The sequence below is a fragment of the Ruegeria sp. YTSC230 genome (genome assembly GCF_059609665.1).
Window position 1 is genome coordinate 156,463 of the sequence record NZ_JBXWMC010000009.1, and the last position, 25,455, is coordinate 181,917.

A 25,455-nucleotide genomic window follows, 5' to 3' on the forward strand; every position below is an offset into this window, starting at 1 on the left:
TATCAAAACGGGAGGAAATAATGGTAACTACAGCAACCTCTGTCGAAGGCGCAGGTACAACAGATCCGGAAGGCGATACGCTTAATCCGGTATCGCCCAATGAAAAAACATGGGGCGCATTTGCGATCTTCAACATCTGGGCCAACGATGTTCAATCATTGTTTGGGTATTCACTTGTCGCGTCGCTGTTCATTTCATACGGCGTTGGCGGTTGGACCGCCTTTCTGGCGCTTATTGTGGCCGGGCTGTTCGTCATGTGGATGGTGAATCTGTCTGGTGCACCAGGCGAGAAATACGGCATTCCCTATCCGGTTCTTGCGCGCGCCAGTATGGGTACGGCTGGGTCCAAGCTCCCGGCGGTGTTAAGGGCCACAGTCGCGGTGTTCTGGTACGGCGTTCAGGTCTATTTCGCCTCAACCGCCCTGTCACTTCTGATCCGTTCGATCACCGGCGCAGATGGCGGGGCCGAGATGCTAGGCCTGACTGGTATCGACTGGTTCGCCTTCTTCATCGTCTGGGTGTTTCACATCGTCATTTTCTGGCGCGGTATGGGCTGGGTCGAAACGTTCCTCAACTTCGCTGGGCCTTTCGTTTATGCGGTGATGATCGGCCTTGTGATTGTTCTCTGGCAGCGCTCAGACGGGCAGCTTCTGAGCGCAACGGCAACGATCTTCTCCAATCCCGAAGGCACGTTCGGATCTGAGGTCAAAGGCTTTATCGCCATCTTCGGCACCATGGTTGCCTACTTCTCGGCTGTGATGATCAACTTCTCGGACTTCTCGCGCTATTCACGAGACAAGGCATCTATGAAGGCGGGTAATCTAGCTGGTTTGCCGTTGAACATGATCCTGTTCTCGGCCTTGGCGCTGCTGACAACCGGTGGTGCAGCCGTAGTCTTCGGTGAGGAGATCATCAACCCGACCGAGATCGTTGAAAAAACCGATAGCGTTCTGCTGGGCATTATCGCCGCCATCACTTTCTTCGCCGCTACGGTAGGTATCAATCTTGTCGCGAACTTCATCCCTGCGGTGAACGGCATCGCCAACCTTGCACCTGGGAAAATCAGCTTCCGTCAGGCAGGCCTGGCCACATCAGTCTTTGCACTGGTCATCGGAGGCCTGTGGACGGCCATAATCTCGAATATCGGCATCGCTGGGTTCGTGAATACACTGGGTGCAACACTGGCTCCGATCTTCGGAATCATGATTGTCGACTATTACATGATCCGCAAAGAAGAGCTGAACAGGGATGACCTCTACAACATGCAAGGGGGCGAGTACCACTATGGCAATGGCTGGAACGACTCGGCTCTGATTGCCTTCGGCGTCGCCTCGGTGTTTTCGGTCGCCACGGTCTGGGTCCCGGCCCTTGGCATACTGTCAGGCTACGCCTGGATCATCGGTGCAATCCTTGGCGGCGTTATCTATAAAGCCATGGCAAAGAAGAATGCTTAAGCATTTGGTAAGAGGTGGTGGGCAGTGCGCTGCCCGCCACAACATCCCGTGAAAGCAATTTTTATCGCTTACTCGTTACAGACAAGCTTCGGTCTTACGCCGCCGCAATAGCTGAGATTGCACCGGGGATCGAGCATCGCCAGTACAAGGGCTTGAACAACCGAGCTGAGGCCTCGCATCAACACACCCGCCAGCAGGAGAAGATCATGGACCGTTCAAGTCACCCGGACAGGCGCAGAGATTTCTGGCGCCTCATGACCAAATCGCCGCATTGTTCCGCCCAAATTGCCGCCGCCTTTCTGCCAGTTCTTATCGTCACGCCCGAGCTGATGCTTTTGATATTTGGCAAAATTACACGCGCGAACTGAACCTCTGAACTCCACTCTGATAGCCCTGTGCTGCAAACACCGAACAACCTGACAAAGCCGCTGCGACGTATTTGTGTTGGTTCTATTGCAAAGGTCTTGACGAACGAAGAGAACCCGACATCACACTGCGGGATCAAACACCTAGACAAATCCCCCTGCGCATAAGAACCTGTGACCAAACAAAAACAGGGAGAAGATTGATGAAACTGATTGCTGGCCCAGTTCTGGCCTTACTTTTCTCGACGACCTCAGTGCTTGCTGCGGGCGATGGGACCTGCGCCAAAGGCAAGACCCTAACAGAGGGCACCCTGACAATCGCAACAGGTAATCCGGCCTACTATCCTTGGGTTATGAATGACGCGCCCGAAAGCGGCGAAGGATTCGAAGCCGCCGTTGCTTATGCAATCGCCGAAAAAATGGGCTTCGACCAGAACAATGTCACCTGGGTTCGTACAAGTTTTGACGAGGCGATTCAGCCCGGCGCTAAGAACTTTGACTTCAACATGCAGCAGTACTCGATCACTCCCGAACGGGAAGAAATGGTTGATTTCAGCCTGCCCTATTACACCTCGGCCATGGCGGTTCTGACCACCCAGAACGTTGTCGATTCCGGCGCAGAAGCGACGTTGGACGGCCTCAAGGAATTGAAGTGGGGCGCTGTGGCCACGACGACAGCGATCCCGATGCTGAACGACGTGATCCAGCCGTCTAGTGAACCGCTGCTTTACAACGACAATGCTGATGTGAATGCGGCCATCATGGCTGGCCAGATCGATGCCGCAATTTATGACCTGCCTACGGCACTCTATCTGTCGGCTGTCGTGGTCGAAAACGGTGCATTGCTTGGCCAGTTCCCTGCGGGACAATCCGAAAGTCCTGATCAGTTCGGCGTTTTGATGGAAGAGGGCAACGGGTTGAAGGAATGCGTCAACGCGGCCATCACAGAATTGACCGAAAGCGGCGAGCTTGCCGCGATTGAAACCCAATGGCTGTCCGAGGCTACAGGTGTGCCGGTCATCGAGTAAATGGAAGAAACATCATTGCAAAAAGACTCGGTTGAGCGCCCTGTCGCGACGCCCACGCGTCGCGAGGTTTATGAAGCTGAGGTACGGCGTCGCTCAAATCGCATCGCGCTGATTTCGGTGGTCAGCGTGGCTCTTGCCATCGTCGTCCTCGTCCCGCTCGCCCCCGGTTGGGAGGCCGTACAACGCTCGTTTTTCAACGGCCGGGTCTTCGCCGAGACATTTCCCGGATTGCTCGAAGCCTTTCTGATGAACGTGATGATTTTTGCCTGGTCTGCACCGCTGATCGCGATCACGGGACTGGTTATCGCGCTGTGTCGGGACACGCGCGCACCTGCGCTTTTTCCGCTGCGGCTGTTCGGCATTGCATATACGGACATCTTCCGTGGCCTGCCAGTGGTTCTTGTAATCTACATTATTGGCTTTGGCGTGCCCGGTTTGGGCCTGCCGAGGCCCTGGAACAGCCCCTACATTTGGGGCACGCTGGCGCTGGTTTTGGTCTATTCGGCCTATGTGGCCGAAGTGATCCGCTCGGGCATTGACTCGATCCATCAGTCGCAGCGATCCGCCGCGGCCTCGCTGGGGCTAAGTGATCAGGACACCATGCGCTATGTGGTCCTGCCGCAGGCCATACGAAACGTCGTTCCTGCCAATATGAACCTGTTCATCGCTTTGCAGAAGGACGTAGCGCTATTGTCCTTTATCGGCCCGGTTGAGATTTTCCGACAGGCTGGTGTTTACAAATCGCTCTATGCCAATTTTACGCCTTATGTGGGCGCAGCGCTTATCTTTCTTGCGCTGACCATACCAGCCACGCGGTATGCGGACTACCTTATGAATAAACAGAACAGGGCCCGTACATGACAGCGAAGTTATCCTTGCGCGGGGTGCGGAAACGGTTCGATGATCACGAGGTATGCAAGGGCATTGACCTGGACGTAGCTGAGGGCGAGATGGTGTGCCTGATTGGCGCCTCAGGCTCTGGCAAATCCACACTCTTGCGCTGCATGAACCTGCTCGAACCCATCGATGACGGGGAGATCTGGCTGGATGGAAAGGACATCTCTGAACCGGGGCTGGACCCACAGCCGGTGCGCCAACAGATCGGCATAGTCTTCCAAAGCTATAACCTCTTTCCTCACATGACAGCGGCAGAGAACGTAATGCTCGCGCCACGCCGTGTACGAGGACTGAGCAGAGACGACCTGCGCCCGCGGGTGACCCAGCTTTTCACGCGCTTTGGGCTGGGTGAACGGATGGAGCACTATCCAGACCAACTATCGGGCGGTCAGCAGCAGCGGGTGGCTATCATCCGTGCGCTGGCGATGGAGCCGCAGATCATGCTGTTTGACGAGATTACAAGCGCACTGGATCCCGAGCTGGTAGGCGAGGTTCTGGACGTGCTGAGGGACCTGCGAAAGCAGGGTATGACCATGGTACTTGCCACCCACGAAATGGGCTTTGCACGCGAGCTGGCGGACAAAGTGTGTTTCCTGGACGCCGGACGCATCTTGGAGCAAGGCCCGCCCGAGGTGCTCTTTTCCCAACCAAGCGAACCGCGCACCAAGGCATTCCTGTCGCGCGTGTTGTGATACCGCGGATATCGTGCAGTGTCACGCCTGGGGCCTATGTTAAACAATGTACCGGTATTCCAAACCGATGCTCATCTGCGTTTCCCACCCACGTCCAATTCGTAGGTTCTGCCAAGGCATGTGGCTTCAATTTTATGAATGAAAAGCCTATTTTGCTTGACACAATATCGACCCGCTATCGATCAGCGGCAGCGGGTTGTTAGCCAGTGCTTGCACTAGGATTTCACGTTCACCACACAAGGCATAGTTTCGAGGCTGAGGCATGCACAATGGAGACCGGCCGACGCACGCCAATCCTTCATTCTTGATTGTGGAACCAAGTTCTCAGATTGGCAGCTCTAAGTGAAGGGATTGGCGCGGATGACTGGTTCTGCGACCCACAAGCGGCCTATCAAAATGCGCCGTCGAAACCACTCACTATAGGCTACGAAAACAGCTTCGAAGATCAAATGAACCGGCGGCGCCGACAAATCGATACTTTATCATCACATCATTTCCCAGTCGTGCAAATGTATCGGTTACTGAACATCTGCAGAAGTCTTCGAAAGCAACCCGATGGAAACACTGAACCGGATGACCTGACAAGATACGTCAGAGATCGCGCTTCAACGTGGGTTCACGTGAATTTATCGGAATGAATTGGGGTTTTCACCCTGCCACCCGGGCAATTCGCAGTTTGTTCAGAGGCTACAGTGCAGCTGTCCAGACCCGGTAACGCCCCTGCCCCGTTACCTCTCGGATCAAACCCCGGTTCATAAAACGGTCGATATTGCGTTGCACCGCAGCGCGCGAAGCCTGTGTCAGGTCCTCGGCCAGCGGTGCCGACACCATGGGCCATGCGGTCAGCGCGTCGATCAGGCGCGGTGGCGTGCGGCCGCTCAGGTCACTTGTCGCCTCGCGGGCGCGCTGATCCCAGGCGCTGACCCGATCCAGGTGCAACAAAGCCGCTAATATCGACTGCCCTGCCCCCCTGATCCAGGCCGCGAGTTTTTCCTGCGGCTCACCAACCCCACGCAACGCCCCCGGACCCGACAACGCCAACGGCATGAAGATCGCCCCACCCCGCCCCATCGACGCAGCATGTCGGGCTGCAATGATCGCTGCCTCAGTGTCCTGACCAGGGCTTTCCGAAAGGGCGCGCCAAGCATGAAACCCGATGGCTGCCTGCGTGACGGGATGCAAGCCTTCCACATTCTGCATAATCTCAGCCAAATCGGCGACGGCCTCTGGCATGTCTTCGATGCCCTGTGCCATGCGATCAAGAAACGCGGTCAGGCCAGTCGCCCAGCCGCCCTCTGATGGCCCAGCCCCTGCAGTTAGTCGGCGCACAGCCCAGCCTGCCCGGAACATCGCCTGGACATCATCGCCGGTTGCGCCAATCCGTAATCCCACCCACAACGCAAGCCGGTCGACACCGATCCTATCCCCTGTCCACCAACCCAGATCAGACACATCCATCAGCGCCAGCCGGTGTCCCCACCCGGTCGGGCCTGCGCGCAAACGTTCGTCCAACGCCCCGAACGTGGCCGCCAGTTCGGCCAGTTCATAAGACAGCTCGGCCTGGGCCGCACGCCAATCCCTTGGGTCAAACAGAAGACGGCGATCGACTGCCGGACCGGGGGGCAGAAATACGTCCTGTGCCATACCTTCATCGGGAGGGAGGAACCAAAGATCATCTTCCTCAGCCGGGTCGATGTCATAGATGCTGGGAGGACCGATCGCGTCGTCGTCCTCATCCGGGTCCGGCATCACAGGTTTCATCGTCATGCCCGCTATATTTCGGACATTTCGTGCGGTTCACAAGACGTATTCCGCCCTGCCCCCGGTCAACCGGCGAATGTTGTGGTCAGAATGTGCAGTTGCTGGTCAAGATCGGTCTGCTCGCTGCTGCCGATTAGCATATAGCCATATCCATCCTGCGCCCATGTCGCAGTGGCAACACCACTTATCGCCGCAAGTTTGACATCCTTTGCCGGCGCACCTTCACCCTGACGGATCACACAAAACGCCAGCGGCTGACCCTGATCATCCGCGAAGACCACCTGAATCAGAGGTTTCCCCTTAAAAGACAGAACCTGAGCGCGTTTCAATTCCAATCCAGGCAGCGTTTCAAGCGCATCCCGGTTAAGCGACCGGCCCAGCTGTGCCTCAGCCCGCGCAAACTGCGCATCAAGCGCAACCGGAGAACTGTCCAACGATTCAATCGTGTCCGGCGAATAAAGCGACTGATAGATTGCTGCCTGTTCGGCCCAACCCATTGGCTCTGGGCGTGTCGCCCAGAAAGTTGCGGACACGGCCACGACGGCAACCGACGCGGCAACTGCCATCAAGCGCCAGAGACCGCCTGAGGTGTCGGCCGTACTGACCGGCATTGGCTGCGGCAATTCAATCTTCGGCGCATCCGCAGGGATATTTTCGAACACTGATTGCACCACAGGTGCCAGCGGGTCCAGTGTCATCAGGCGTTGTTCCAGTGCAAGATCGGTTTCGATCGCCGCTTCGATTGCGGCGGCCTCGGCCGCATCCGCATTGCCTTCCAGATACGCCCTCAGCGTCTCGTCGGAAAACTTCATTTGCCACTCCGTCGAACGGTGTCTGCCGCATCATGCTGCATCACGTTTTTCAGTTTCTGCCGGGCGTTGGACAACCGGCTCATGATAGTGCCTATTGGCACCTCCAGCAACGCGGCGGCTTCGCGGTAGCTGTATCCTTCAACAAACACAAGCATGACTGTCTCCCGCTGCGCTTCTGGCAACTCCATCACTTGTGTAAACACCTCAGCGGCGAAAATATTCGTTTCTGCATCCGGTCCGGTCGAAATTAATTCGGCTTCGGGTGTAACGGACAGCGCCTGGGCCTTACGCACAGAGCGTGCCCGCACCTCATTCAGCCAGATCGAGCGGCAGATCGTCATCAGCCAACTGTCCAGCCGATCATGCGACGTAACCTGATGATGACGCTCCAACGCACGCAGACACGTCGATTGCAATAAATCATCGGCAACATCCGACGCCCCCGAAAGTGCAAGACCAAACCGCCAGACCCGTTTGGAATGCGTCTGGATTGCGCCGCGCACGGCCTGTTCGGAGGAAATATCGGGACTCATCGAATAAATCGCGACCTGTGTGTGTTTGCTTTTCACGGACCGGGCCCGCGGGGTCAGGACTGACATAACCCGAGGAGGAAAGAAATGAAACTTCTGTTGAAGGCAGTCACGATTGCGTCGGCAATTGTTGCAACCCCGGTTCTTGCGCAAACTTGGACGCTGGACCCTGAAGGCTCGCATCTGGCCTATGGTTCGATCAAAAAAGACACCGTGGGTGAGGTAAACTCTTTCACAGGTCTCTCCGGTCAGGTTGGACCCGACGGGAAAGCCGATATTGAAATTGACCTTTCGTCGGTGGAAACCAATATCGACATTCGCAATGAACGTATGGTCGAATACGTGTTCCAAAAAGCGGGTACAGCATCACTGACGGCGCAGTTCGACATGGCAGATGTAACGGCCCTGAGCGTTGGCCAAACCACGATTGTCGATGTCGATGCGATGCTTTCGCTGGCAGGCACAGATGTAGCGTTTGATGCCGAGATGTTTGTTGCGCGCCTGTCTGAAACATCAGTCATGGTTTCAACAAATGACATGGTGTTCATCAGTACAGAAGATGCAGGCGTCGATGCTGGTGTGGAAAAGTTGATGGAATTGGCCGAACTGCCCGGCATCACCCGGACCGTACCCATTACAGCGCGTCTGATATTCAACCTGGACGAAAAGAAAGCCCAAGCCGAACCTGCCGCCACCGCCGTAACTGCTGCGGTTGCTATCGAAGGTGACGTCAAAGCAGGTAAGAAGGTGTTCCGTAAATGCAGCGCTTGCCACAAGTTGGACGAAAACCGCCATACGGTGGGCCCATCGCTTCACCGCATTATCGGCGCTACGGCGGGTCAAGCTGACGGATTTAAGTTCTCGGAACCTCTAAAGGGGTCGGGTATCGTCTGGACAACCGACACCCTGACCGCCTTTCTGGCGGATCCCAAAGGCACAGTTCCCGGCAACAAGATGCAGTTTCGCGGCCTGAAAAAGGAATCCGATATCGTGAATGTGATCGCCTATTTGCAAGCCGAAGCACAGGGTTAAACCTGAACCAATCCAATAAAGCGGGTTCCCTTTACACGCACCGCCACGCTATCCCTTGTCTGACCTCAGACAAGGGAGACGCGCGGCATGAGCGACACGGTCAAACTGACACTGGACGAGATCCGAAACCTCAGCCTGTCCATCCTGACCAAGTCGGGGTTTGGCCCGGAACACGCGGCCGCCATTGCCGATGTATTGACGACCTGCCAGGTCGACGATTGCCAATCTCATGGGTTGTTCCGCCTGTTCATGTGCAATGACACCATGAAGACCGGCAAGATTGACGGGCATGTGGCCCCGGCTCTTGCGCCTTCGGATAATGCCATTGTTCGTGTCGATGCGCGCGGAGGCATGTCTTTGCTGGCTTTTCGCGAAGCATTGCCTGTGCTGATCGAAAAGACCCGCACCCACGGCATCGCTGCAATGGCAATCAACCGCTGTTTTCACTTCTCGGCCCTTTGGCCCGAAGTGGAAAGTCTGTCTTCAGAAGGTCTGGCCGCGATGGCGATGGTGCCCAGCCACAGCTGGGTCGCACCGGCTGGGGGCACTCGGGGTAGTTTGGGTACGAACCCGCTGGCTTTCAGCTGGCCGCGTCAGGGCAAAGACCCATTCACGTTTGATTTTGCCACCAGCGCCTTTGCCCGTGGTGAGATTGAGCTTTATCACAGGGCGGGTAAGCCCCTGCCCGAAGGCGTCGCCATAGACAAATATGGAAATCCGACCACTGATCCGCAGACCGCGATGGAGGGGGCGATGCTCACCTTCGGCAGTTACAAAGGCTCGGCCTTGTCGATCATGATCGAGCTGTTGGCCGGTCCGTTGATCGACGACCTGACCAGCCTGGAAAGCATGGAGTTTTCCGAGGGCCAAGGCGGCGCGCCCTATCACGGCGAGATCATTCTGGCTTTTGACCCCGCCCAGTTCAGCGGTGGTCGTGCCGCAGCAAATGATGAGCGCGCCGAACGCTTGTTTGCCGACATCGTCGATCAGGGTGCGCGCCTGCCGTCGCAAAGACGTTTCGCTGCTCGCGCACGCAACACCGCCCGTGGACACGTTGAGATCGCGAAAACCCTGTACGAAGATTTGCTGGTTTTGGCCGAATAGGTGTAAGGCCCGCGATCTTCTCTTTCCCTTAGCGGTGCGGCTGGCTAAGAAGTTCCTCCCAATTGAATTCAGGAGGCCCCCTTGGACCGCATCGCCCGCACCATCGCCACCGAAATCAACGCCCGCGCCGAACAGGTCGGTGCAGCGGTAAAATTGCTGGACGAAGGGGCCACGGTTCCATTCGTGGCGCGTTACCGCAAAGAGGTGACTGGCGGGTTGGATGACACGCAACTTCGAACTTTGTCGGACCGTTTGACCTATCTGCGCGAACTAGAGGCGCGGCGCGCAACCATCCTGAGTTCAATCAAGGATCAGGACAAGTTGACCGACGAGTTGGCGAAATCCATCGCGCAGGCAGACACCAAAGCCCAACTGGAAGACATCTACCTGCCCTACAAGCCCAAGCGCCGCACCAAGGCGATGATTGCGCGCGAAAACGGGCTGGAACCGCTTGCCGATGCAATCCTAGCGAACCGTTCCACCGATCCCGAAGGGCTGGCACAGGGTTACATTGGCGAGCCGGTTCCCACGACAAAAGACGCATTGAATGGCGCGCGGGACATAATCACTGAACGGTTGACTGAAAACGCCGCCCTTCTGGGTGAATTGCGGAATTTCATGCAACGAGAGGCCTTGCTGACCTCGAAAGTGATCGACGGCAAACGGCAAGAAGGCGCCAAGTTCAGCGACTACTTCGATCATTCGGAGCTTTGGGCCAAGACCCCATCGCACCGCGCCCTGGCAATGTTACGAGCGTCGAAAGAGGGGATCGTGACGCTGGACATCGCCCCCGAGCCCGAAGCTGGCGCCGCTCGAGCCGAAGCTATGGTGGCTGCTCATCTGCAGACACGCAGCGATGCACCCGGTGATAAATGGCTGCGGAAAGTTGCCGGCTGGACGTGGCGGGTAAAACTGTCCCTTTCGATGATGGTCGAGCTGATGGCCGATTTACGTAGTCGTGCGCAAGACGAAGCAATTCACGTTTTTTCCCGCAACCTCAAAGACTTACTATTCTCCGCACCTGCCGGCGCGCGGGCTACCTTGGGGTTGGACCCTGGAATCCGAACCGGCGTCAAAGCCGCAGTCGTTGATGCAACAGGCAAGGTGGTTGCGACGGAAACCTTGTACCCATTCCAACCCAAGAATGATTTGCGCGGATCGCAGGCGGCGATCCTGCGCTTGATCTCAGCCCATAAGATTGACCTCATCGCTATCGGCAACGGCACGGCGAGCCGCGAGACCGAAAAGATGGTTGCCGACACGTTAAAACTGCTGCCAAAGGGCGTCAAAGCCCCAACCAAGGTTGTCGTTTCAGAAGCCGGAGCTTCGGTCTATTCGGCATCAGAATTGGCCGCGCGTGAATTTCCAGACCTGGATGTATCGCTGCGTGGCGCTGTTTCGATTGCCCGCCGCTTGCAGGATCCGCTGGCAGAACTGGTAAAAATCGAACCAAAATCCATTGGCGTCGGCCAATACCAGCACGACGTTGATCAACATCGCCTGTCACAGTCGCTGGCTTCCGTAATCGAAGACGTTGTGAATGCTGTGGGTGTGGATCTGAATACGGCCTCTGCCCCCCTACTCTCACACGTTTCTGGTCTTGGGCCCGGCCTTGCAGAGGCTATTGTTATGCATCGTGATCTCAACGGCGCGTTCCAATCCCGCAAGGAGTTGCTGCGCGTCGCGCGTCTTGGGCCGCGCGCCTATGAACAGTGCGCAGGTTTTTTGCGGATACGGGATGGCGTGGAACCCTTGGACGCGTCCTCGGTGCATCCAGAAGCATACAAAATTGCGAAACGGATCGTATCTGCCTGTGGTCGTGATATTCGCCAAATCATGGGGCATGACGGTGCCTTGAAAGGGCTGCGCATAGAACAGTTCGTGAATGAAGATTTTGGCCTTCCGACTGTGCAAGACATTTTCTCAGAGCTGGAAAAGCCAGGTCGTGATCCCCGCCCTAGTTTCGTGACCGCTTCGTTTACTGATGGGGTCGAAGAGATTACCGATCTGAAACCTGGAATGGTGCTGGAAGGGACAGTCACCAATGTAGCCGCGTTTGGCGCTTTCGTCGACGTGGGCGTGCATCAGGACGGTTTGGTCCATGTCAGTCAGCTTGCGGACAGGTTTGTCAAAGACCCGCATGAGGTGGTGAAAACGGGCCAAGTGGTCAACGTCACCGTGGTCGAGGTTGACGTGCAACGCAAACGTATTGCTCTGACCATGCGAAAGGATGGCGGAGCCTCGGCACGTCAAGAACAGGACGGCAAGGGTTCAGAAAAACGCCCATACCGACCAAAAGGGAAACAGGCACAATACGCAAAATCAAAAGAAAACGCGCACCACAGCGCACTTGGTGACGCCTTAAAGTCTGCGCTCAAAAAGCAATAGCCTGGATGCACGTTACTGAAACAACGCTCAGGTGAAAGCTTCAGGTTCAAGCTCCTCCCAGAATTCAAATATCTTTGTGGCGTTCAACCCTGATCGCCACCCATGAGCTCTGAAATGTTCTCGGTCGAGATCATTATCAAGGCCCGATAGAAAGAGCCGCTTGTCGGCATCGCGTTGCGTTGGGTTTCGCCGCGAAACCAGGTCCTCAACAATTGCCAATCGCCGCGCACGTTCGGTCCGCTCTACAGTTCTTGCTTCGTATTCCATGTCCTGCTGCTCTTGTTCGGCAGTCCTGCGTTTTACAGCTTCACCCACTGATGGGCCTGGCACCGCCGACGTCTTCTTTTCTGGCGCTTGATAGTTGTCCCGCAAGGCAGCGGACAGGAAACCAAGAGTCGACTTAACTCCATCCCTTCCCTTGGCATATTCGAGCTTTTCCCGAACATAGTCTTCGCCATGTTCAGAAATCCATTGTCGCGCCAACCTGTCGGACACACCTTGCTGGCGCAGCGTCTTGTAGATTGTCAGATTGCGAACGCCATCTTCATCATCAATCTCAAACATCGCTTTCTGCGGGTTACCCTTTATCAGGAACCGGATATCTGTAACTGTGCGGCCTTTCTTCTGAAATTCAGGCTCAATGAGAATATCAGAGCTTTTGTTAACTTCGGCGACAGCTGGTTTAATGATCTTGGCATTTAGGTGCTTGAAGCTGCCATAGTAATCGCTCCCGTCGACCCCCATGAGCTTTCTGAAGACGTCCAACGCCCACCAACCCGTTGATCCTGTCCGGACAAATCGATAGCAATTTTCATAGAGCGCTAAACCGTGTCCTGAACTAAAATTTCTCTGAATCTGGACATTTATTAACGCGTATATCTTCGGATCATAAAGTTTCTGCGCCAATGCTGGTGAATATGCGTATTCACAGATTCCATTCTTCAACTTTGCAAAACTCAACAAAGATGAAACACCCCATTCCTGGCGTCCCTGCTCATCCAACATGTCCCATTCAGCGACCGTTTCAGCCAGAGCGCGCAAGCTTGCTCGCAACGTGTCAAAGTCGTTTGAGTTATATCCAACCATCATCGCCAACGTCCGGGCGTCAATTGTATGGGTCGGGGCGGACGTCAGTGCGTCATATGCATTCAACAACAAAACGTTCGACAACTTGCGTTGCAACAGCGTCAACTTCCCGCTGATGTGAATCGCGGCGACGTTTTTCTTAACTGTCTCCCGACGCAACGCGCCTGAGAGGTTGTCCATGTTTACTTGTGTATCCGGCATGATTCTGCCTGGCTGCTCGTTTGCTCATTATTTGCATGATAGGTACCTGAGTTGCAATCTATTTTGGGTGCCTATATACAGGATGACGCCGATCCCGTGGACGGGTACCTTTCGAAGTAAGCCCAAAAGTTATCCACAGAAACGCATGGGAAAGACTCGCACGAAGCAAAGAACACGCAAACTCTCGTGCCCTGAACCCCAATTTAGAGCCTTTTTCAAGGTAAATACTGGCGTCCTGAGAATCGGGACCCGTCAAGCCGTAACTTGGCGCCATACGTCCTGTACTTGGGTACCTTTAATCCCGTATGCGGGTCCCCTTGACCCTGTAAATGGTTACTCAACAACATGTAATCTATTGTATTAAATAGTTTTTTCCATCCCAAAGATTCTAAATTATACAAAATAACTAAACGATTTGTTGCGTTCTAATTATTGATATTTCAAGTTTCGTGGCGAAACCTGGTGGCAACTACAACTTCAGTGGAAAAAACGAAGAGGAAGGATAGCCTCTCCTCCAAATGTTCGCTACATTGCGCTATATACGCCGCCAAGGCGAACATTACCTGAGGTACCGACAGTGAATAAGAACAACCAACCTCCCCTGCCCCCTTATCTCAATCTCGATCCGGAAAAAGCAGCGGCAAAGTTACCTGATCCTATTGGAACTTCACGATTCGCTAAAGCTGCCACTTTTTGCGCAAAAGGACGCGAGGATTTAGCCCGGAGAGGCTACGCACCCGACGGTGAAAAACGGTTACGTCGTTTCTCTATCTGGGAGATCACCAAGTACTTAATTCCCGTAGCCCCTGCTCATCTAAGACGCGTCCTCAAAGCAAATACCGAACTCCCACAAGGAGAGGGGGAAGCAGGTTCAAAGTGGTTTACTCTTGAAGAGGTTCTAACGCTTAGAAAACACTTTGCCGCGGAAGGTGTCAGTACTAAGGAATACTTGCCATATCGTCCGGAAGGCCTGCCTGCCAAAGTCGTATCAGTAGCGAACTTCAAAGGGGGTGTTGGCAAGACATCAACCGCGGCTCACCTTGCTATGTCTGCGGCCTTAGATGGCTACAAAGTTCTGGTAATCGATTTAGATAGCCAGGGATCGATGACGTCAATTCTTGGCGGAACAGTTGCGGACGAGTGGCAAACAGTATTTCCGCTGATAGCCAAAGACTACGCGAGGGCTGTTCAAGAAGAGAACCGCGTCCGGCAGGTTGGCGGGCAGGCCGAAATCCCTTTGGATGAAACACTGCAAGAGGCGCTAGCAACAAGTCCAACTGATGTTATTCAGAAAACCCATTGGCCCAATATCGACCTTATAGGGGCCCAACTGAATTTGTATTGGGCAGAGTTCCAGATCCCGGTCTGGCGTATGGGGTTAAAAAGTTGGCCATTGTGGGATGGTCTGACCAACTTTCTTGAGACTGAAGGTGTTCTAAACGATTACGACATCGTATTCATTGATACCCCTCCTGCACTTGGGTACCTAACGATCAACGCATTGGCTGCAGCGGATATCCTTTTGGTCCCGCTTGGAGCGTCATTCCTGGAGTTCGATTCAACCGGCCGCTTCTTTGACATGCTGTATACGACGTTCGCAAGTATCGAAGATGGGGAGAACACTGCCCAGCGAGCAGCTGGATTGCCAGAGTTGAAGTTCGAATGGGATGTCGTTCGGGCAATCATTACCCGATTTGATGCCAGCCAACAGACAGATATGGCGAACGTGATCCAGGCGTATTTTGGCGACTTCATGAACGCTTACCGACAGGACTTCACTGCTTTGGTCGGGCAGGCGGGTGAACAAGTGAACGGTATTTACGAGGCTGACTACCGAGATTTTAACCGCGAAACCTATGTCCGTGGACGTGAAACTTTCGATCGTACCTACGCGGAATTCAAAGAAGTTCTAGTAGGTTGTTGGTGGCGGGATGCCCAAATGGGAGGAGAGTCGAATGGCTAAACGTAGAAGACTTGCTGTTCCAAACACAGCGGAATTAGAAGAGTTGGAGGTGGGTTTCGCCGCGAAACCTTCTTTGAACCCGTTTGACGGTACAACGCCCACACCACCGATTGCACAGGTAGCAGCAGAGGCTGCATCCTTAAGCGGAATGGCGACTGTCACGGACCGTGTGGAATTAGCCAAGGATCAAAGCGACGCAGCAAGGTGGCGAGACGCAAAGGATGCGGGTTTGGTGGCTGAAATGCTACCGATTGAGTCGATTGATGCTGAGTATATTCGTCGAGATCGGATGGTCGAAGACGAAGAGGCTATGGCAGAGCTCTTGGAGTCTTTGAGAACAAACGGGCTGCGTACACCTATTGAAGTGACGCGTGAAGGCGAAAGCTATGGTCTTATTTCGGGGTTCAGGCGCTTAGACGCATTTAGACGTTTGTCAAAAACTGATGATCGGTTTGCGACCATTCCTGCCTTCGTGAGAGGTGCCGGTTCGGGGCAGGGGGCTTACGTATCGATGGTCGAGGAAAATGAGCTACGCTCTAACCTAAGCCCATACGAGCGTGGACGTATTGCAGTTCTGGCAGTAGGGCAGGGGATATTCGAGTCTACCGAGGCAGCAGTTGATGTCCTGTTTGCAGCCGCCTCCAAAGCCAAGAGATCAAAAGTTCGCAGCTTTGCAATGGTCCATGAAGCTCTCGGTGACCTGCTGCAACATCCTGTGGCGCTTTCGGAGAAGGCGGGTTTAAAACTCGCATCGGCGCTGAGAGGGGGGGCTCAGAGCAAACTTCGTCGTGCACTGGCAGAGGCAGAGGTTATTGACCCTAAAACCGAATGGGACGCTCTGGAAAATGCAATGAAGTCGTCTCCTCTGCCTGCTACCGATAAGCCCCGTGGCGGGCGTCCGCAGCTAGTCCAACCGTTGACACCGATCAAGTTGGGTGGAGGGGGGACAGTACAGGCCGAGCTGTCACCAGATGAAGTTCGCATTCGAGTCCGAGTGCGGGGAGTATCAACCGAGGATGCTCAAGAACTGATAGAACAGATCGCGCGCCACCTTGGTTAGTTTTGTGGCGAAATCAGAACAAAGCGGATGATGTACGTTTCCATTGGCCGCATAACATCTAAAAGCTCGCGCAAATGCGAATCATCAATGTAGTGAGCAAAAAGCTGTTTTAATGATCATTATGGAAACTGGCGCTGTGCTATCATAAAACTCCTTGAACTCAAGTTTGCGACAGATCATGGCTGAGCGCGGTGAGAGGGGGGGCTGTCGCAAACTTTGCCTCTACCTGTCAGGTCGAGTGCGTTCCTGGTCGCGTGCACAAGAACATGACAGGAGCAGGCCGTGACAATCTCGTTGAAGGCGCGCATTTTCCGAATGACGTGATCACGCTCGCGGTTTTCTTCTACCTGCGGTTCGGAGTGTCTTACCGGAATTTGGACGAAATCATGGCCCTTTGCGCAGTAAGGCTATAGCCGCGCCATCTACTTGTCCAACAACCAGAATAGACTACTCAACATGACCCCCACATCTCAGGTGCTTGAACCATGTCGCCGAGATGGGGACAACAAATTTATTGGTCCAGAACCAAGGGTTTGCAAACGCAACGATCCGCTTTTGGAGACACAAATTAGGCCGTTTGGCCAAGTTCCAACTCGAAATTATCAAACGGTCGAACTGATGGGGCTCAGAACCGTGTCACAAGCCTTAAGATACGAAGTAAGATGTTATTTCTCCCACTCCTTTTACAAAATGAGTTTGCGCTTCCGCGTTGGACAAATGATCACCCAGTGCATCCTTGGTTTCCGCGGAGATGTGGATGTGCCCTGACCTTCCCGTGGCCTCGAGACGGCTGGCAAGGTTCACGGTTTCCCCCCAAACATCATAAATTGAACGTTTTCGCCCAATCAGACCAGCAATGACGGGTCCGGAATGGATACCGATGCGGATTTGCAAACCCGCGCTACTAACTGTGCTGTCGGACATCGTTCTCAGGATGTCACGTGCAAAGCTTATTGCCGCTAGCGCGTGGTCCTCGCGACGCAAAGGAATACCCGATGCCGCCATGTAGGCGTCTCCAATCGTCTTGATCTTTTCGATACCGTGCAGGGTGGCCAGGTCATCAAATGCAGTGAACAAGTTTGACAATTCCAGGATCAGGTCGCCGGCGTCCATGCGGGCTACTAGTGGTGTAAATTCCACGATATCCGCGAATATTATGGTGGCGCCGACGAAACGATCAGCGATGTTTGTCTCGCCATCGTTTAGTCGTTTGATAACCGGCGCGGGCAGCATCGAGTGCAGCAATTTGTCTGCCCTGTCACGTTCGTAGGTGATCTCATTTGTGAACGCCAATTCCTTAGCGCGCCAGCGACTGCGTTCCATGCAGGCATCCACGCGCGCGTGCAGTAACACCGGGTCGATAGGTTTTGGCAAATAGTCTTCAGCGCCGACACTGATACACTTGGCGATAGCGTTTGTCTCGTTCAGACCTGAAACCATGACCACGGGTATTTCGCGCCAAGACGGATCTTTTTTCATTCTTTCGAGGACGTCGATGCCATTTACCTCTGGCATTAGGATATCCAACAGAACAAGGTCGAAGCCCTCGCGATCTAGTGCTTCAAAAGTTTCGCTGGCCGAGCCGACCGATCGCACACTGTGTCCTCGGCGCTCTAGCAAACGAGTCAGGATTTCCCGATTAGCCGCCTCGTCATCGATCACCAAGATACGCCCGGTCAGGGCTTCGCGACCGGCATCTGAGCTCGCAAGGCTGCGTTCAAGGCTGGCCGCAATTTCCTGATCCCGGTCACTGTCCTCAGCGCTTTGCGGAATGTCCGCATCACTGATGGTGCTGTCGATCTGTAGCGCCAGCTTACGCGCTTCGCTCAGGATCGCGTTTATGTCGCTGCGAGCGGAAGGCTTCAGATCTGCCTCGAAATCATCCAGAACCATTTCGGAATAACCAATGATCGCATTGATCGGTGAGCGTAAATCATGCCGCAATTTTGCCTGAGCGTCTTTGTCGGCCGAGATTTGGTGCGCACCTTTCCCCAACATTTCGACCATCTGAGTAAGGTTGCAGGCGGCGACGCCAATCTTTTGCAAATCCTCCAGCGCAGCCGCTGGCCCTGTTCTGCGTACTTCCTCGGTCAGCAGGTTATGAAACCCTACGATCGCTTCTGACGGCCCATTGAGGTTCTGGGAAATGCGGGTGGCTAGTGCCAACTTGTCTTTCCGGGTCTCTGAAACCATGCTGCGCTACCCGTCCAGCAGTTTTTTAATAATTTCCAGCAACCCAGGCAGTTCGATCGGCTTGGTATAGAATTCGTCGCAACCTGCCTCCATGGCTTTGTCGCGATCACTCTGCATCGCATGGGCAGTCAAAGCGACAACTGGGATAGCTTTTGTGTCTGGGTTTGCTTTTATCTGTCTGGTCGCCTCCCAACCGTCGATTACGGGCAGGCTCATGTCCATTAAAATCAGGTCTGGTTTATCCGATAGGGCTTGTTCAACACCGGCCTGACCATCGCGGGCCGATACGGTTTCGTAGCCTTTTCTCTGCAGTCGGCGCGACAGCATGTCGAGGTTCATATCGTTGTCTTCCACAATAAGTATCTTTGCCATCGCCTTAAACTTTCCGACCTATGAGTAATCCTGTAACTGACGTTTCAGTGCCGCAATCAGATCACCTCGACCGGTATCTCCTTTGCGGATGACCTCATCTGAATGGGCTTTCAACCAATCCAGTTCGTCCCGCGTCAGGTCCTTAGACGTGGCTACGATAACCGGCAAATCGGCAAGCCCATCAGTTGTGCGAACCGTTTTGAGAACATCAAAACCGTCCACATTAGGCATCATAATGTCCAATACCATCAGAGTCGGTCTTTTAGATTTCAACTGGCTGAGCGCGCCGTGACCGTCTGCCGCCTCACGCACTGTCCAACCATTGCGCGTCAAAATACGGCGAAACAGGTTCCGTGTTGACATATCGTCGTCAACGATCAGCACGTCTTTGGCGCGACCTGAGGCGATTGAATCTAGCGTTGCGATCAGCCGAGCAGGATCAATCGGCTTGATCAGGTGCTCGATCGCTCCAAAAGCAAGGCCCATGTCGCGATCCGCGACAATTGTGGCTAGGACGACGGGTGTCTCGCACAGCTTCGAGTCTGCCTTGAGTTCTTTCAACATAGACCAGCCGTCGCGTTCGGGCATAATAACATCCAGTAGAATGACGTCAGGCTTTTGCGCGCGTGCCGTTTTCATGCCCGCCTCCGCGTTCGATGCCATCAAGACATCATACCCTTCCTCGCGTACGATTTGTGCAACCGCGTTTCGTGCGTCTTCTTCATCATCCACGATCAGAACGCGGCCCAAAGCAGTGTCCGGTGACGCTTCACTGTGATCGTCAACCAAGGTGGACACAGCAGCATAACGCGCCGGAATTTCAAAAGAGAAGGTCGATCCAACACCCTCCTTGCTTTCAACTGTGATGTGCCCGCCCATCATACGCGTAAATTCCTGCGCAATGGCGAGCCCGAGCCCGGTGCCTCCGAAATTGCGCGTAGTAGACTGATCAGCTTGTACGAACGCCTGGAACAGCTTGTCGCGTTGCTCCGACGTCATTCCGATACCTTCATCTCGCACCGCAAATCGAAAGAAATCCGTATCATTCTTCCGGAGTTTAGAGACGAGAAGCTCGATCTTACCACCTTCAGTAAACTTCGCCGCGTTGGACAATAGGTTGAAAAGGTTCTGCCGGAGCTTGGTTTTATCGGTTTCGATCTCGTCAGTGTCTTCGAGATCACAAGAGAGAACCAGTTCATTTCCATTCTTGCTCACCAAGGGAACCACCGTCGACGCGACTTCGTCCAACAACGGCCGGAGTGCGAAGCGTTCCGGGTACATTTCCATTTTGCCCGCTTCGATCTTGGACAGATCAAGAACGTCGTTGATGAGCGAGAGCAGATGTCGCCCGGATGCCATGATCTTCTCCAGATCATCCGTCGCAGTCTCGAATCCCATGTCCTGAGCATCTTCAGACAGCATTTCGCTATAACCGATGATCGCGTTCAAAGGAGTGCGCAACTCGTGGCTCATGGAAGCCAGGAACTGGCTTTTGGCCGAGCTGGCGGCGATCGCCTGCGCGTTGGCATCTTCAAGTTGTTCCTGTTTGGACTTAAGGTCAGAAATATCGCTGTAAACAGCGACCGTGCCCCCGTCGGGCGTCTGGCGTTTCGACACCTGAATCCATGCGCCACCCAGCAAGACTTCTTGGCGATCTCCGTCAGGTCTGCGATGTCGTGCAAGCCGGCTACTAATCCACTCTTCGTCAGGAACATCGCCGGTATCCACCGATTTTCGTTCCAGTTGCAGCCGCAAGATGTCTTCGAACCGGGTGCCTGGAACCAGAATGTCGTCCACATGTGCGAAAATGCGGCGGAACCGATCATTGAAGAGTATGAGCTCGTCTTCGTTGTCGAACAATGCAAACCCGTCTGGAATTGTTTCAATTGCTGTCAGAATCGTATTGCGCTGCGCACGCGCTTCTTCTTCTAGTTCGCGCCGTTTGTCCTGGCTGTCGCGAAGCGCTCTTAGCGCTTGGGACATCCGACCTAGCTCATCAGGGCCTTCGGGCGGCAGCGCGACATCCCGTTCACCCCGGATTAGGCCTGAAATCGCAATGTTGATTGCATGCAGTGGTACAACGATCGACCTCAGAGCACGCCACGTAAGAAGCGCTCCCAATATCACAATGATAACACATGCATTGATCGCTCGGTTCATCGCTGCCTTGGCGGCAATCGTTGCTTCATTTCTGGTTTGGTCGGCGCTTTCAGATAGGTCATCGACCAATTGCGTCAGCGTCTTGTCGACGGCATCACTGGCCACTCGGGCCTGTGCAAGTAAAGTATTTCCCAGCACTCTGTTGCCGTCGGTGTAAGCATCGGCTGCTTGCATGGAAGTATCGTAATAGGAGTTTGCCTGCTCTTGTACTCTGGCTGCGGACTCGGGTGCAAAATCGGAGAGCTGTTCGAGGCTGCTATTGAGCTTTGTACTTGCTTCGTTGGCGCGCCGCTCAGAAAGGGTCAGTAAGCTGACAGAAAGATCCGTCAGCCAGTACCTCATTTCTCCAAATTGACGATCTGCCTGGCCTGCCACTTCCAGCCGGTGAAACTCAGTATTTGCGTCTTGTATGCGGGCTTGGTTACGCGCCAGATCGTAGACCATCACGATGGTGCTCACGACCAAAGCAGCTAACAAGAGCGCCGACAGTGATCCTATGCGCACCGGAATAGTATTTTCGGACACCCACCGCCAATTGTTACTCACACCAGATTCTTGTTTCATCTAAAAAGGGTTATGCTAATTGCACCCGCCAGATCACCAAGTTGCCCACCTTCCTTTGGGAAACCAGTCACATCCGTTTCACCCGCTGGCGATCCGTGGCATGAAAGACAGGACTCAGAGTAGTATTCTGGAATCAGCATACGGAAAGCAGGTGTTCCAGAAACGTTGGTTTCTTCGAAAAATGGCTGCCCTTCGGTCCAAGATGTGTCCTTGAACTTTTCCTCTATGACCGAGTTTTCCCAAGTATCCGGACGGGCCATGCGATTGCGGACAAGTTCTGAAGGCGCCGTTACCTTGACCATGGCAGACGTGCCAATTTCATCAGCGAACTGTTCATTTACCAACCGCGCAAAAACCGCCGGAATAAATCCTTTGAATGACACTCCCTCGGCATTTATTATCTCTTGGTTTGCGTCGATTACCGTGACCATAGCGTCCAGCTGCGTTTCTGTAAGCTTTTGCTCCAGTGGGTCCAACCCATCATGCAGTGGTGGTTCACCATTGGCCTCCAAGTAGGCCTCAATAACTTGCTCGTAGAACACATCACCGGACAGCCCTTTGTCGGTAATATCCGGATTGTTGATTAGGTCCTGACTGTTCGACACGACACTTCTGCCGGCCCGTAGCACTGCCGCCAGTCGGTTGCCCGTTTCAACTTCTTCGGCGGTTTGCGCCGCAACACCGTCCAGACTAAGCGGACAGATTGTACTCAGAACGACCGCTGCTTTCAAAATTAGTTTTTTCAATAGACCAACGCCCCCACGTAAAGTCGAGTGCAGTGACAATAAGATAGACTAGCAAAAAATCGCCAAACTGTCTTATGAATTCGGCCCGAATGGAGTGTGCAGCCAAAAATGGCGTGTAGGATGTGACGGAAGAGCTAGTAACCGCGTTGCTTGTGCACCAAATAACTTTGTCCGAAAATCAGACATCGACCCTGCCTTTTGAAAAACCGATGCCGCCCGAAAGAGCCGCAACGCAAAGTGGCAAGATCGATCCGTGAACCATACCGAGACATTGCTAGCGAGGCTGAAACACAGGCACCGTCGCTGCCTGCCAAGACCTCCCTAACTATGTGTGCGAACTTTTTCGGGGTCGTAAATCGGGCTGGACACAATTGTTGCGTTTGTCGCGAAGTCATTTCCTGAAACCTTTAGCGTGGTTCCGATGGTAAGCTCGGGCTGAACATGCGCAAGGGCGAGCGATTTGCCCAAACGGTGCGAGAAGCAGGGGCTGTTGATGACGCCCACCGCCGCGCCATTCAATAACAGGGTTTCTCCGCCATCGACCATGTCAGAATGATCGATATCCAGGCAGAAGTTATTGACCTTTTCGGAACCTTTTGCAGTCATGACGGCCGATTTGCCGCGAAAATCGCCCTTGGATTTGTTGACAGTAAAGCCAAGGCCGACCTCCCAGGGCGTGTTGACTTCGGTCATGTCATATCCGTAGAATAGCAGCCCCGCCTCGATCCGCACCTTGTCGAGTGCTGTAAAGGAGCAGGGCATGACGCCTGCCTCCGCCAGTTTGTCCCAAATGTCGGTGATCACAGAGCCATCGGCAAAAATCTCGTAGCCGCGTTCGCCGGAATATCCGGTACGCGAAATGCGGCAGGGATGACCAAAGAGCACAGCAGGCGCATGTTCAAAGTAGCCCAGTTTGGCGAGATCGATGTTGATATGAGCATTGATGATATCCAGCGAGGCTGGCCCCTGCACGGACAGGTCATGCAAGTCGTCGGTAAATTCGACCTGGACGTCACGCCCTGCCGCCGAATTCTCCAGGAGCGCCATCGTGTTGCCCGAGCCATGCACGATCATCCATTCGTCACCGCTGTTGTTGGACACTATGGCATCGTCGGCGATCCCGCCCTCATCTGTCAGAACGCACAGGTAAGCCGCCTTTCCCGGTGTGACCTTGGAAAGATCGCGTGTGGTAAGGTGATCAAGAACCGCTTGGGCGTCAGGACCGCGCACGAACACCTTTTTCAGAGGCGACATGTCAAACATTCCCGCGCGTTCGCGAACCGCATCGTGTTCATCGTTGGGGTCGGTGCGGTAGGTCCAGGCGGTGCCCATACCATTCCAATCCTCAAGCCCCGATCCAAGCGCGGTGTGGCGGGATGCAAGCGCGGATGTGCGGCTAAGTTCTTCGGCCATGGGGGTTCCTCTCTCTAGTACCATTCGTCCGGCATTCGTGCTTTGCGATCTGACACGAAGTCTTCAAGCGCGGCTTGGATTTCGGGTTCCATTTCGGGGCATTGATAGTCGTTCAACATCTGACGCCACCGCCCAGTGGCACGTTGATCTGTTGTAAGAGCACCATTTTCGGACCAGGTTTCGAAGGGTCCGGCGTCAGAAATCTGTGGCTCAAAATTCGCCGTCGCATAGTGCCGTAGCGTGTGACTGGTCGACAGGAAATTTTCGCCCGGGCCCGTTTCAAAATAGGCATCACGGCCAAAGGCCTCGTCATCCGTTTCGAAGCCCTGCAACAGTTTCAGCATCGCGCCACAGTGGTCGAGATCCATGATGAATTTCTCGTAGGACATCACAAGCCCACCTTCGAGCCAGCCCGCCGCATGCCAAACCTGATGGGCCCCGGACAAAAGCGTGGACCACATTGCACCGGTGCTATCCTGCAACGCTTGCCCGTCGGGCGCATTGGAGGCGGTGATCTGTCCGCCGCCGGACCGCACAGGCACGCCAAGCCTTCGTCCCAATTGAGTAAGCGCCATCGTGGTCATGTTCGCCTCGGGCGATCCAAAGGTCAGAGCGCCCGTACGCAAGTTCATTGTGGAGTGGAACGAGCCGAAGACCACCGGACAACCAGGGCGCACCAGTTGCGCAAGCGCAATGCCAACCATCGCTTCTGCCAGAGTTTGCGCCGCTACCGCCGCCGGCGAAAGCGGCCCCATGGCACCCGCGAAAATCGCTGGGGAGACGCAGACACATTGGCCTGCCTCCGCATAGATACGCAGAGCCGACGACATGGTATCATCATAAACCAGCGGCGAATTGACGTTGATATTTGCCTGCATCACCGCGTGACACTTCATGAAGTCGCGCCCAAAGACTAAGCGAGCCACCTCGATACTATCCCGCGCACGCTCAGGTGCTGTGACAGATCCCATAAAGGGTTTGGTCGACAGCGTCAGATGCGCCAGCATCATGTCCAGATGTCGTTTGTTCACCGGTACATCTGTCGGCTCGACCACCGTGCCGCCGGAATGGTGCAGGGCAGGGGCAGTGTAGGCCAGTTTGACGAAGTTGCGGAAGTCCTCCAGCGTCGCATAGCGGCGGCCATTCGCCAGATCGCTGACAAACGGAGAGCCATATCCCGGCATCAGCACAACGTTGTCGCCGCCAAGTGTCACTGTTTTGGCCGGGTCTCGGCCATGCAACTGAAATTCACAAGGGGCGGTAGCGCAAAGCGCGCGGACGTGACCCGGTTCAAACCGTACACGTTCGCCATCGATGCGTGCACCGGTTTGGGCGAAGTGATCAAGCGCGGTACGATCCCCCCGGAACTCGACACCAATATTGCTTAGAATCCAATCGGCTTGATCTTCGATCCGGGTCAGTGCCGTTTCGCTCAAAAGATTATATGCAGGTATCTTGCGCCCTGTGAACGGCGTGCTTTCAGAGGGCTCATTGTCACGGGCCAAGCGGCGTCGGCGCACGCGTCTGCGGTGTCCCGCCGGTGTTGATTTGTCTGCTACAGCGTTCAAAGGGTCCAACGTCATCTTTTCGTTTCACGCAACTAGATGCAAATTTTGGGCTTAAAAAATTGCCTC

Annotated in this window: 19 protein-coding genes and 1 pseudogene; 10 read left to right on the plus strand and 10 right to left on the minus strand. The window is 54.5% G+C overall.

Annotation, left to right across the window (positions count from 1 at the left end):
* Window positions 1-20 precede the first annotated feature (20 nt).
* The 5 genes and pseudogenes from AC2FD9_RS18050 (at window position 21) to AC2FD9_RS18070 (ending at window position 4,436) form a co-directional block, all read left to right on the plus strand.
* Window positions 21-1,454, plus strand: a complete 1,434-nt coding sequence (locus AC2FD9_RS18050) for an NCS1 family nucleobase:cation symporter-1 (RefSeq protein ID WP_496837828.1) — start codon at window positions 21-23, stop codon at window positions 1,452-1,454.
* Between the two features lie 65 nt (window positions 1,455-1,519).
* Window positions 1,520-1,830: pseudogene (locus AC2FD9_RS18055) on the plus strand (DDE-type integrase/transposase/recombinase); the annotation flags it as partial.
* A gap of 192 nt (window positions 1,831-2,022) precedes the next feature.
* Window positions 2,023-2,847: an ABC transporter substrate-binding protein gene (locus tag AC2FD9_RS18060; protein ID WP_496837830.1), complete on the plus strand. Its 825-nt coding sequence runs from the start codon at window positions 2,023-2,025 to the stop codon at window positions 2,845-2,847.
* Window positions 2,848-3,708, plus strand: coding sequence for an amino acid ABC transporter permease (locus AC2FD9_RS18065; protein ID WP_496838196.1), 861 nt, complete (start codon window positions 2,848-2,850; stop codon window positions 3,706-3,708).
* Window positions 3,705-4,436, plus strand: coding sequence for an amino acid ABC transporter ATP-binding protein (locus AC2FD9_RS18070; RefSeq protein ID WP_496778476.1), 732 nt, complete (start codon window positions 3,705-3,707; stop codon window positions 4,434-4,436). Before AC2FD9_RS18065 ends, AC2FD9_RS18070 begins: the two co-directional genes overlap by 4 nt.
* A 687-nt stretch (window positions 4,437-5,123) precedes the next feature.
* On the opposite strand, the gene AC2FD9_RS18075 is transcribed toward AC2FD9_RS18070, so the two are convergent.
* The 3 genes from AC2FD9_RS18075 to AC2FD9_RS18085 are packed head-to-tail and all read right to left on the minus strand — an operon-like array spanning window position 5,124 to window position 7,578.
* Window positions 5,124-6,203 (minus strand): helix-turn-helix domain-containing protein, encoded by a 1,080-nt coding sequence (locus AC2FD9_RS18075; RefSeq protein ID WP_496838198.1) that lies wholly within the window; start codon window positions 6,201-6,203, stop codon window positions 5,124-5,126.
* A gap of 59 nt (window positions 6,204-6,262) precedes the next feature.
* The gene (locus AC2FD9_RS18080; RefSeq protein ID WP_496838200.1) at window positions 6,263-7,009 is read right to left on the minus strand and encodes an anti-sigma factor; all 747 of its coding nucleotides are present in this window, start codon (window positions 7,007-7,009) and stop codon (window positions 6,263-6,265) included.
* Window positions 7,006-7,578: an RNA polymerase sigma factor gene (locus tag AC2FD9_RS18085; RefSeq protein WP_496838202.1), complete on the minus strand. Its 573-nt coding sequence runs from the start codon at window positions 7,576-7,578 to the stop codon at window positions 7,006-7,008. Before AC2FD9_RS18085 ends, AC2FD9_RS18080 begins: the two co-directional genes overlap by 4 nt.
* Before the next feature lie 48 nt (window positions 7,579-7,626).
* Here AC2FD9_RS18085 and AC2FD9_RS18090 point away from each other — a divergent pair, with 48 nt between their 5' ends.
* The 3 genes from AC2FD9_RS18090 to AC2FD9_RS18100 all read left to right on the plus strand — a co-directional run bounded on the left by AC2FD9_RS18090 (window position 7,627) and on the right by AC2FD9_RS18100 (window position 12,063).
* Entirely contained in the window at window positions 7,627-8,571 is a 945-nt protein-coding gene (locus AC2FD9_RS18090) for a c-type cytochrome (RefSeq protein WP_496838204.1), read from the plus strand.
* An 87-nt stretch (window positions 8,572-8,658) separates the two neighbouring features.
* Window positions 8,659-9,675 (plus strand): Ldh family oxidoreductase, encoded by a 1,017-nt coding sequence (locus AC2FD9_RS18095; protein ID WP_282121593.1) that lies wholly within the window; start codon window positions 8,659-8,661, stop codon window positions 9,673-9,675.
* Between the two features lie 81 nt (window positions 9,676-9,756).
* Entirely contained in the window at window positions 9,757-12,063 is a 2,307-nt protein-coding gene (locus AC2FD9_RS18100) for a Tex family protein (protein WP_496838206.1), read from the plus strand.
* Between the two features lie 27 nt (window positions 12,064-12,090).
* Here the strand turns inward: AC2FD9_RS18100 and AC2FD9_RS18105 are convergent, their stop codons facing one another.
* Entirely contained in the window at window positions 12,091-13,350 is a 1,260-nt protein-coding gene (locus tag AC2FD9_RS18105; protein WP_496838208.1) for a replication initiation protein, read from the minus strand.
* A 577-nt stretch (window positions 13,351-13,927) separates the two neighbouring features.
* On the opposite strand from AC2FD9_RS18105, the gene AC2FD9_RS18110 reads away from it, so the two are divergent.
* Entirely contained in the window at window positions 13,928-15,313 is a 1,386-nt protein-coding gene (locus tag AC2FD9_RS18110) for an AAA family ATPase (RefSeq protein WP_496761156.1), read from the plus strand.
* Entirely contained in the window at window positions 15,306-16,373 is a 1,068-nt protein-coding gene (locus tag AC2FD9_RS18115; RefSeq protein ID WP_496838209.1) for a ParB/RepB/Spo0J family partition protein, read from the plus strand. Before AC2FD9_RS18110 ends, AC2FD9_RS18115 begins: the two co-directional genes overlap by 8 nt.
* 645 nt (window positions 16,374-17,018) lie before the next feature.
* Here the strand turns inward: AC2FD9_RS18115 and AC2FD9_RS18120 are convergent.
* The 6 genes from AC2FD9_RS18120 to AC2FD9_RS18145 form a co-directional block, all read right to left on the minus strand.
* The gene (locus AC2FD9_RS18120; protein ID WP_496838211.1) at window positions 17,019-18,566 is read right to left on the minus strand and encodes an adenylate/guanylate cyclase domain-containing protein; all 1,548 of its coding nucleotides are present in this window, start codon (window positions 18,564-18,566) and stop codon (window positions 17,019-17,021) included.
* 6 nt (window positions 18,567-18,572) lie between these two features.
* On the minus strand, window positions 18,573-18,938 hold the full coding sequence (locus AC2FD9_RS18125) for a response regulator (RefSeq protein ID WP_496838213.1): 366 nt from the start codon (window positions 18,936-18,938) through the stop codon (window positions 18,573-18,575).
* A gap of 18 nt (window positions 18,939-18,956) precedes the next feature.
* Window positions 18,957-21,662: a response regulator gene (locus AC2FD9_RS18130; RefSeq protein WP_496838215.1), complete on the minus strand. Its 2,706-nt coding sequence runs from the start codon at window positions 21,660-21,662 to the stop codon at window positions 18,957-18,959.
* Window positions 21,659-22,408, minus strand: coding sequence for a Tll0287-like domain-containing protein (locus AC2FD9_RS18135; protein ID WP_496838216.1), 750 nt, complete (start codon window positions 22,406-22,408; stop codon window positions 21,659-21,661). The genes AC2FD9_RS18130 and AC2FD9_RS18135 overlap by 4 nt, the downstream gene beginning before the upstream one ends.
* Window positions 22,409-22,729: 321 nt before the next feature.
* On the minus strand, window positions 22,730-23,821 hold the full coding sequence (locus AC2FD9_RS18140) for an aminomethyl transferase family protein (RefSeq protein WP_496837857.1): 1,092 nt from the start codon (window positions 23,819-23,821) through the stop codon (window positions 22,730-22,732).
* Between the two features lie 14 nt (window positions 23,822-23,835).
* A complete protein-coding gene (locus tag AC2FD9_RS18145; protein WP_496838218.1) occupies window positions 23,836-25,404 on the minus strand; it encodes a trimethylamine methyltransferase family protein in 1,569 nt (522 codons plus the stop codon).
* Window positions 25,405-25,455: the final 51 nt, after the last annotated feature.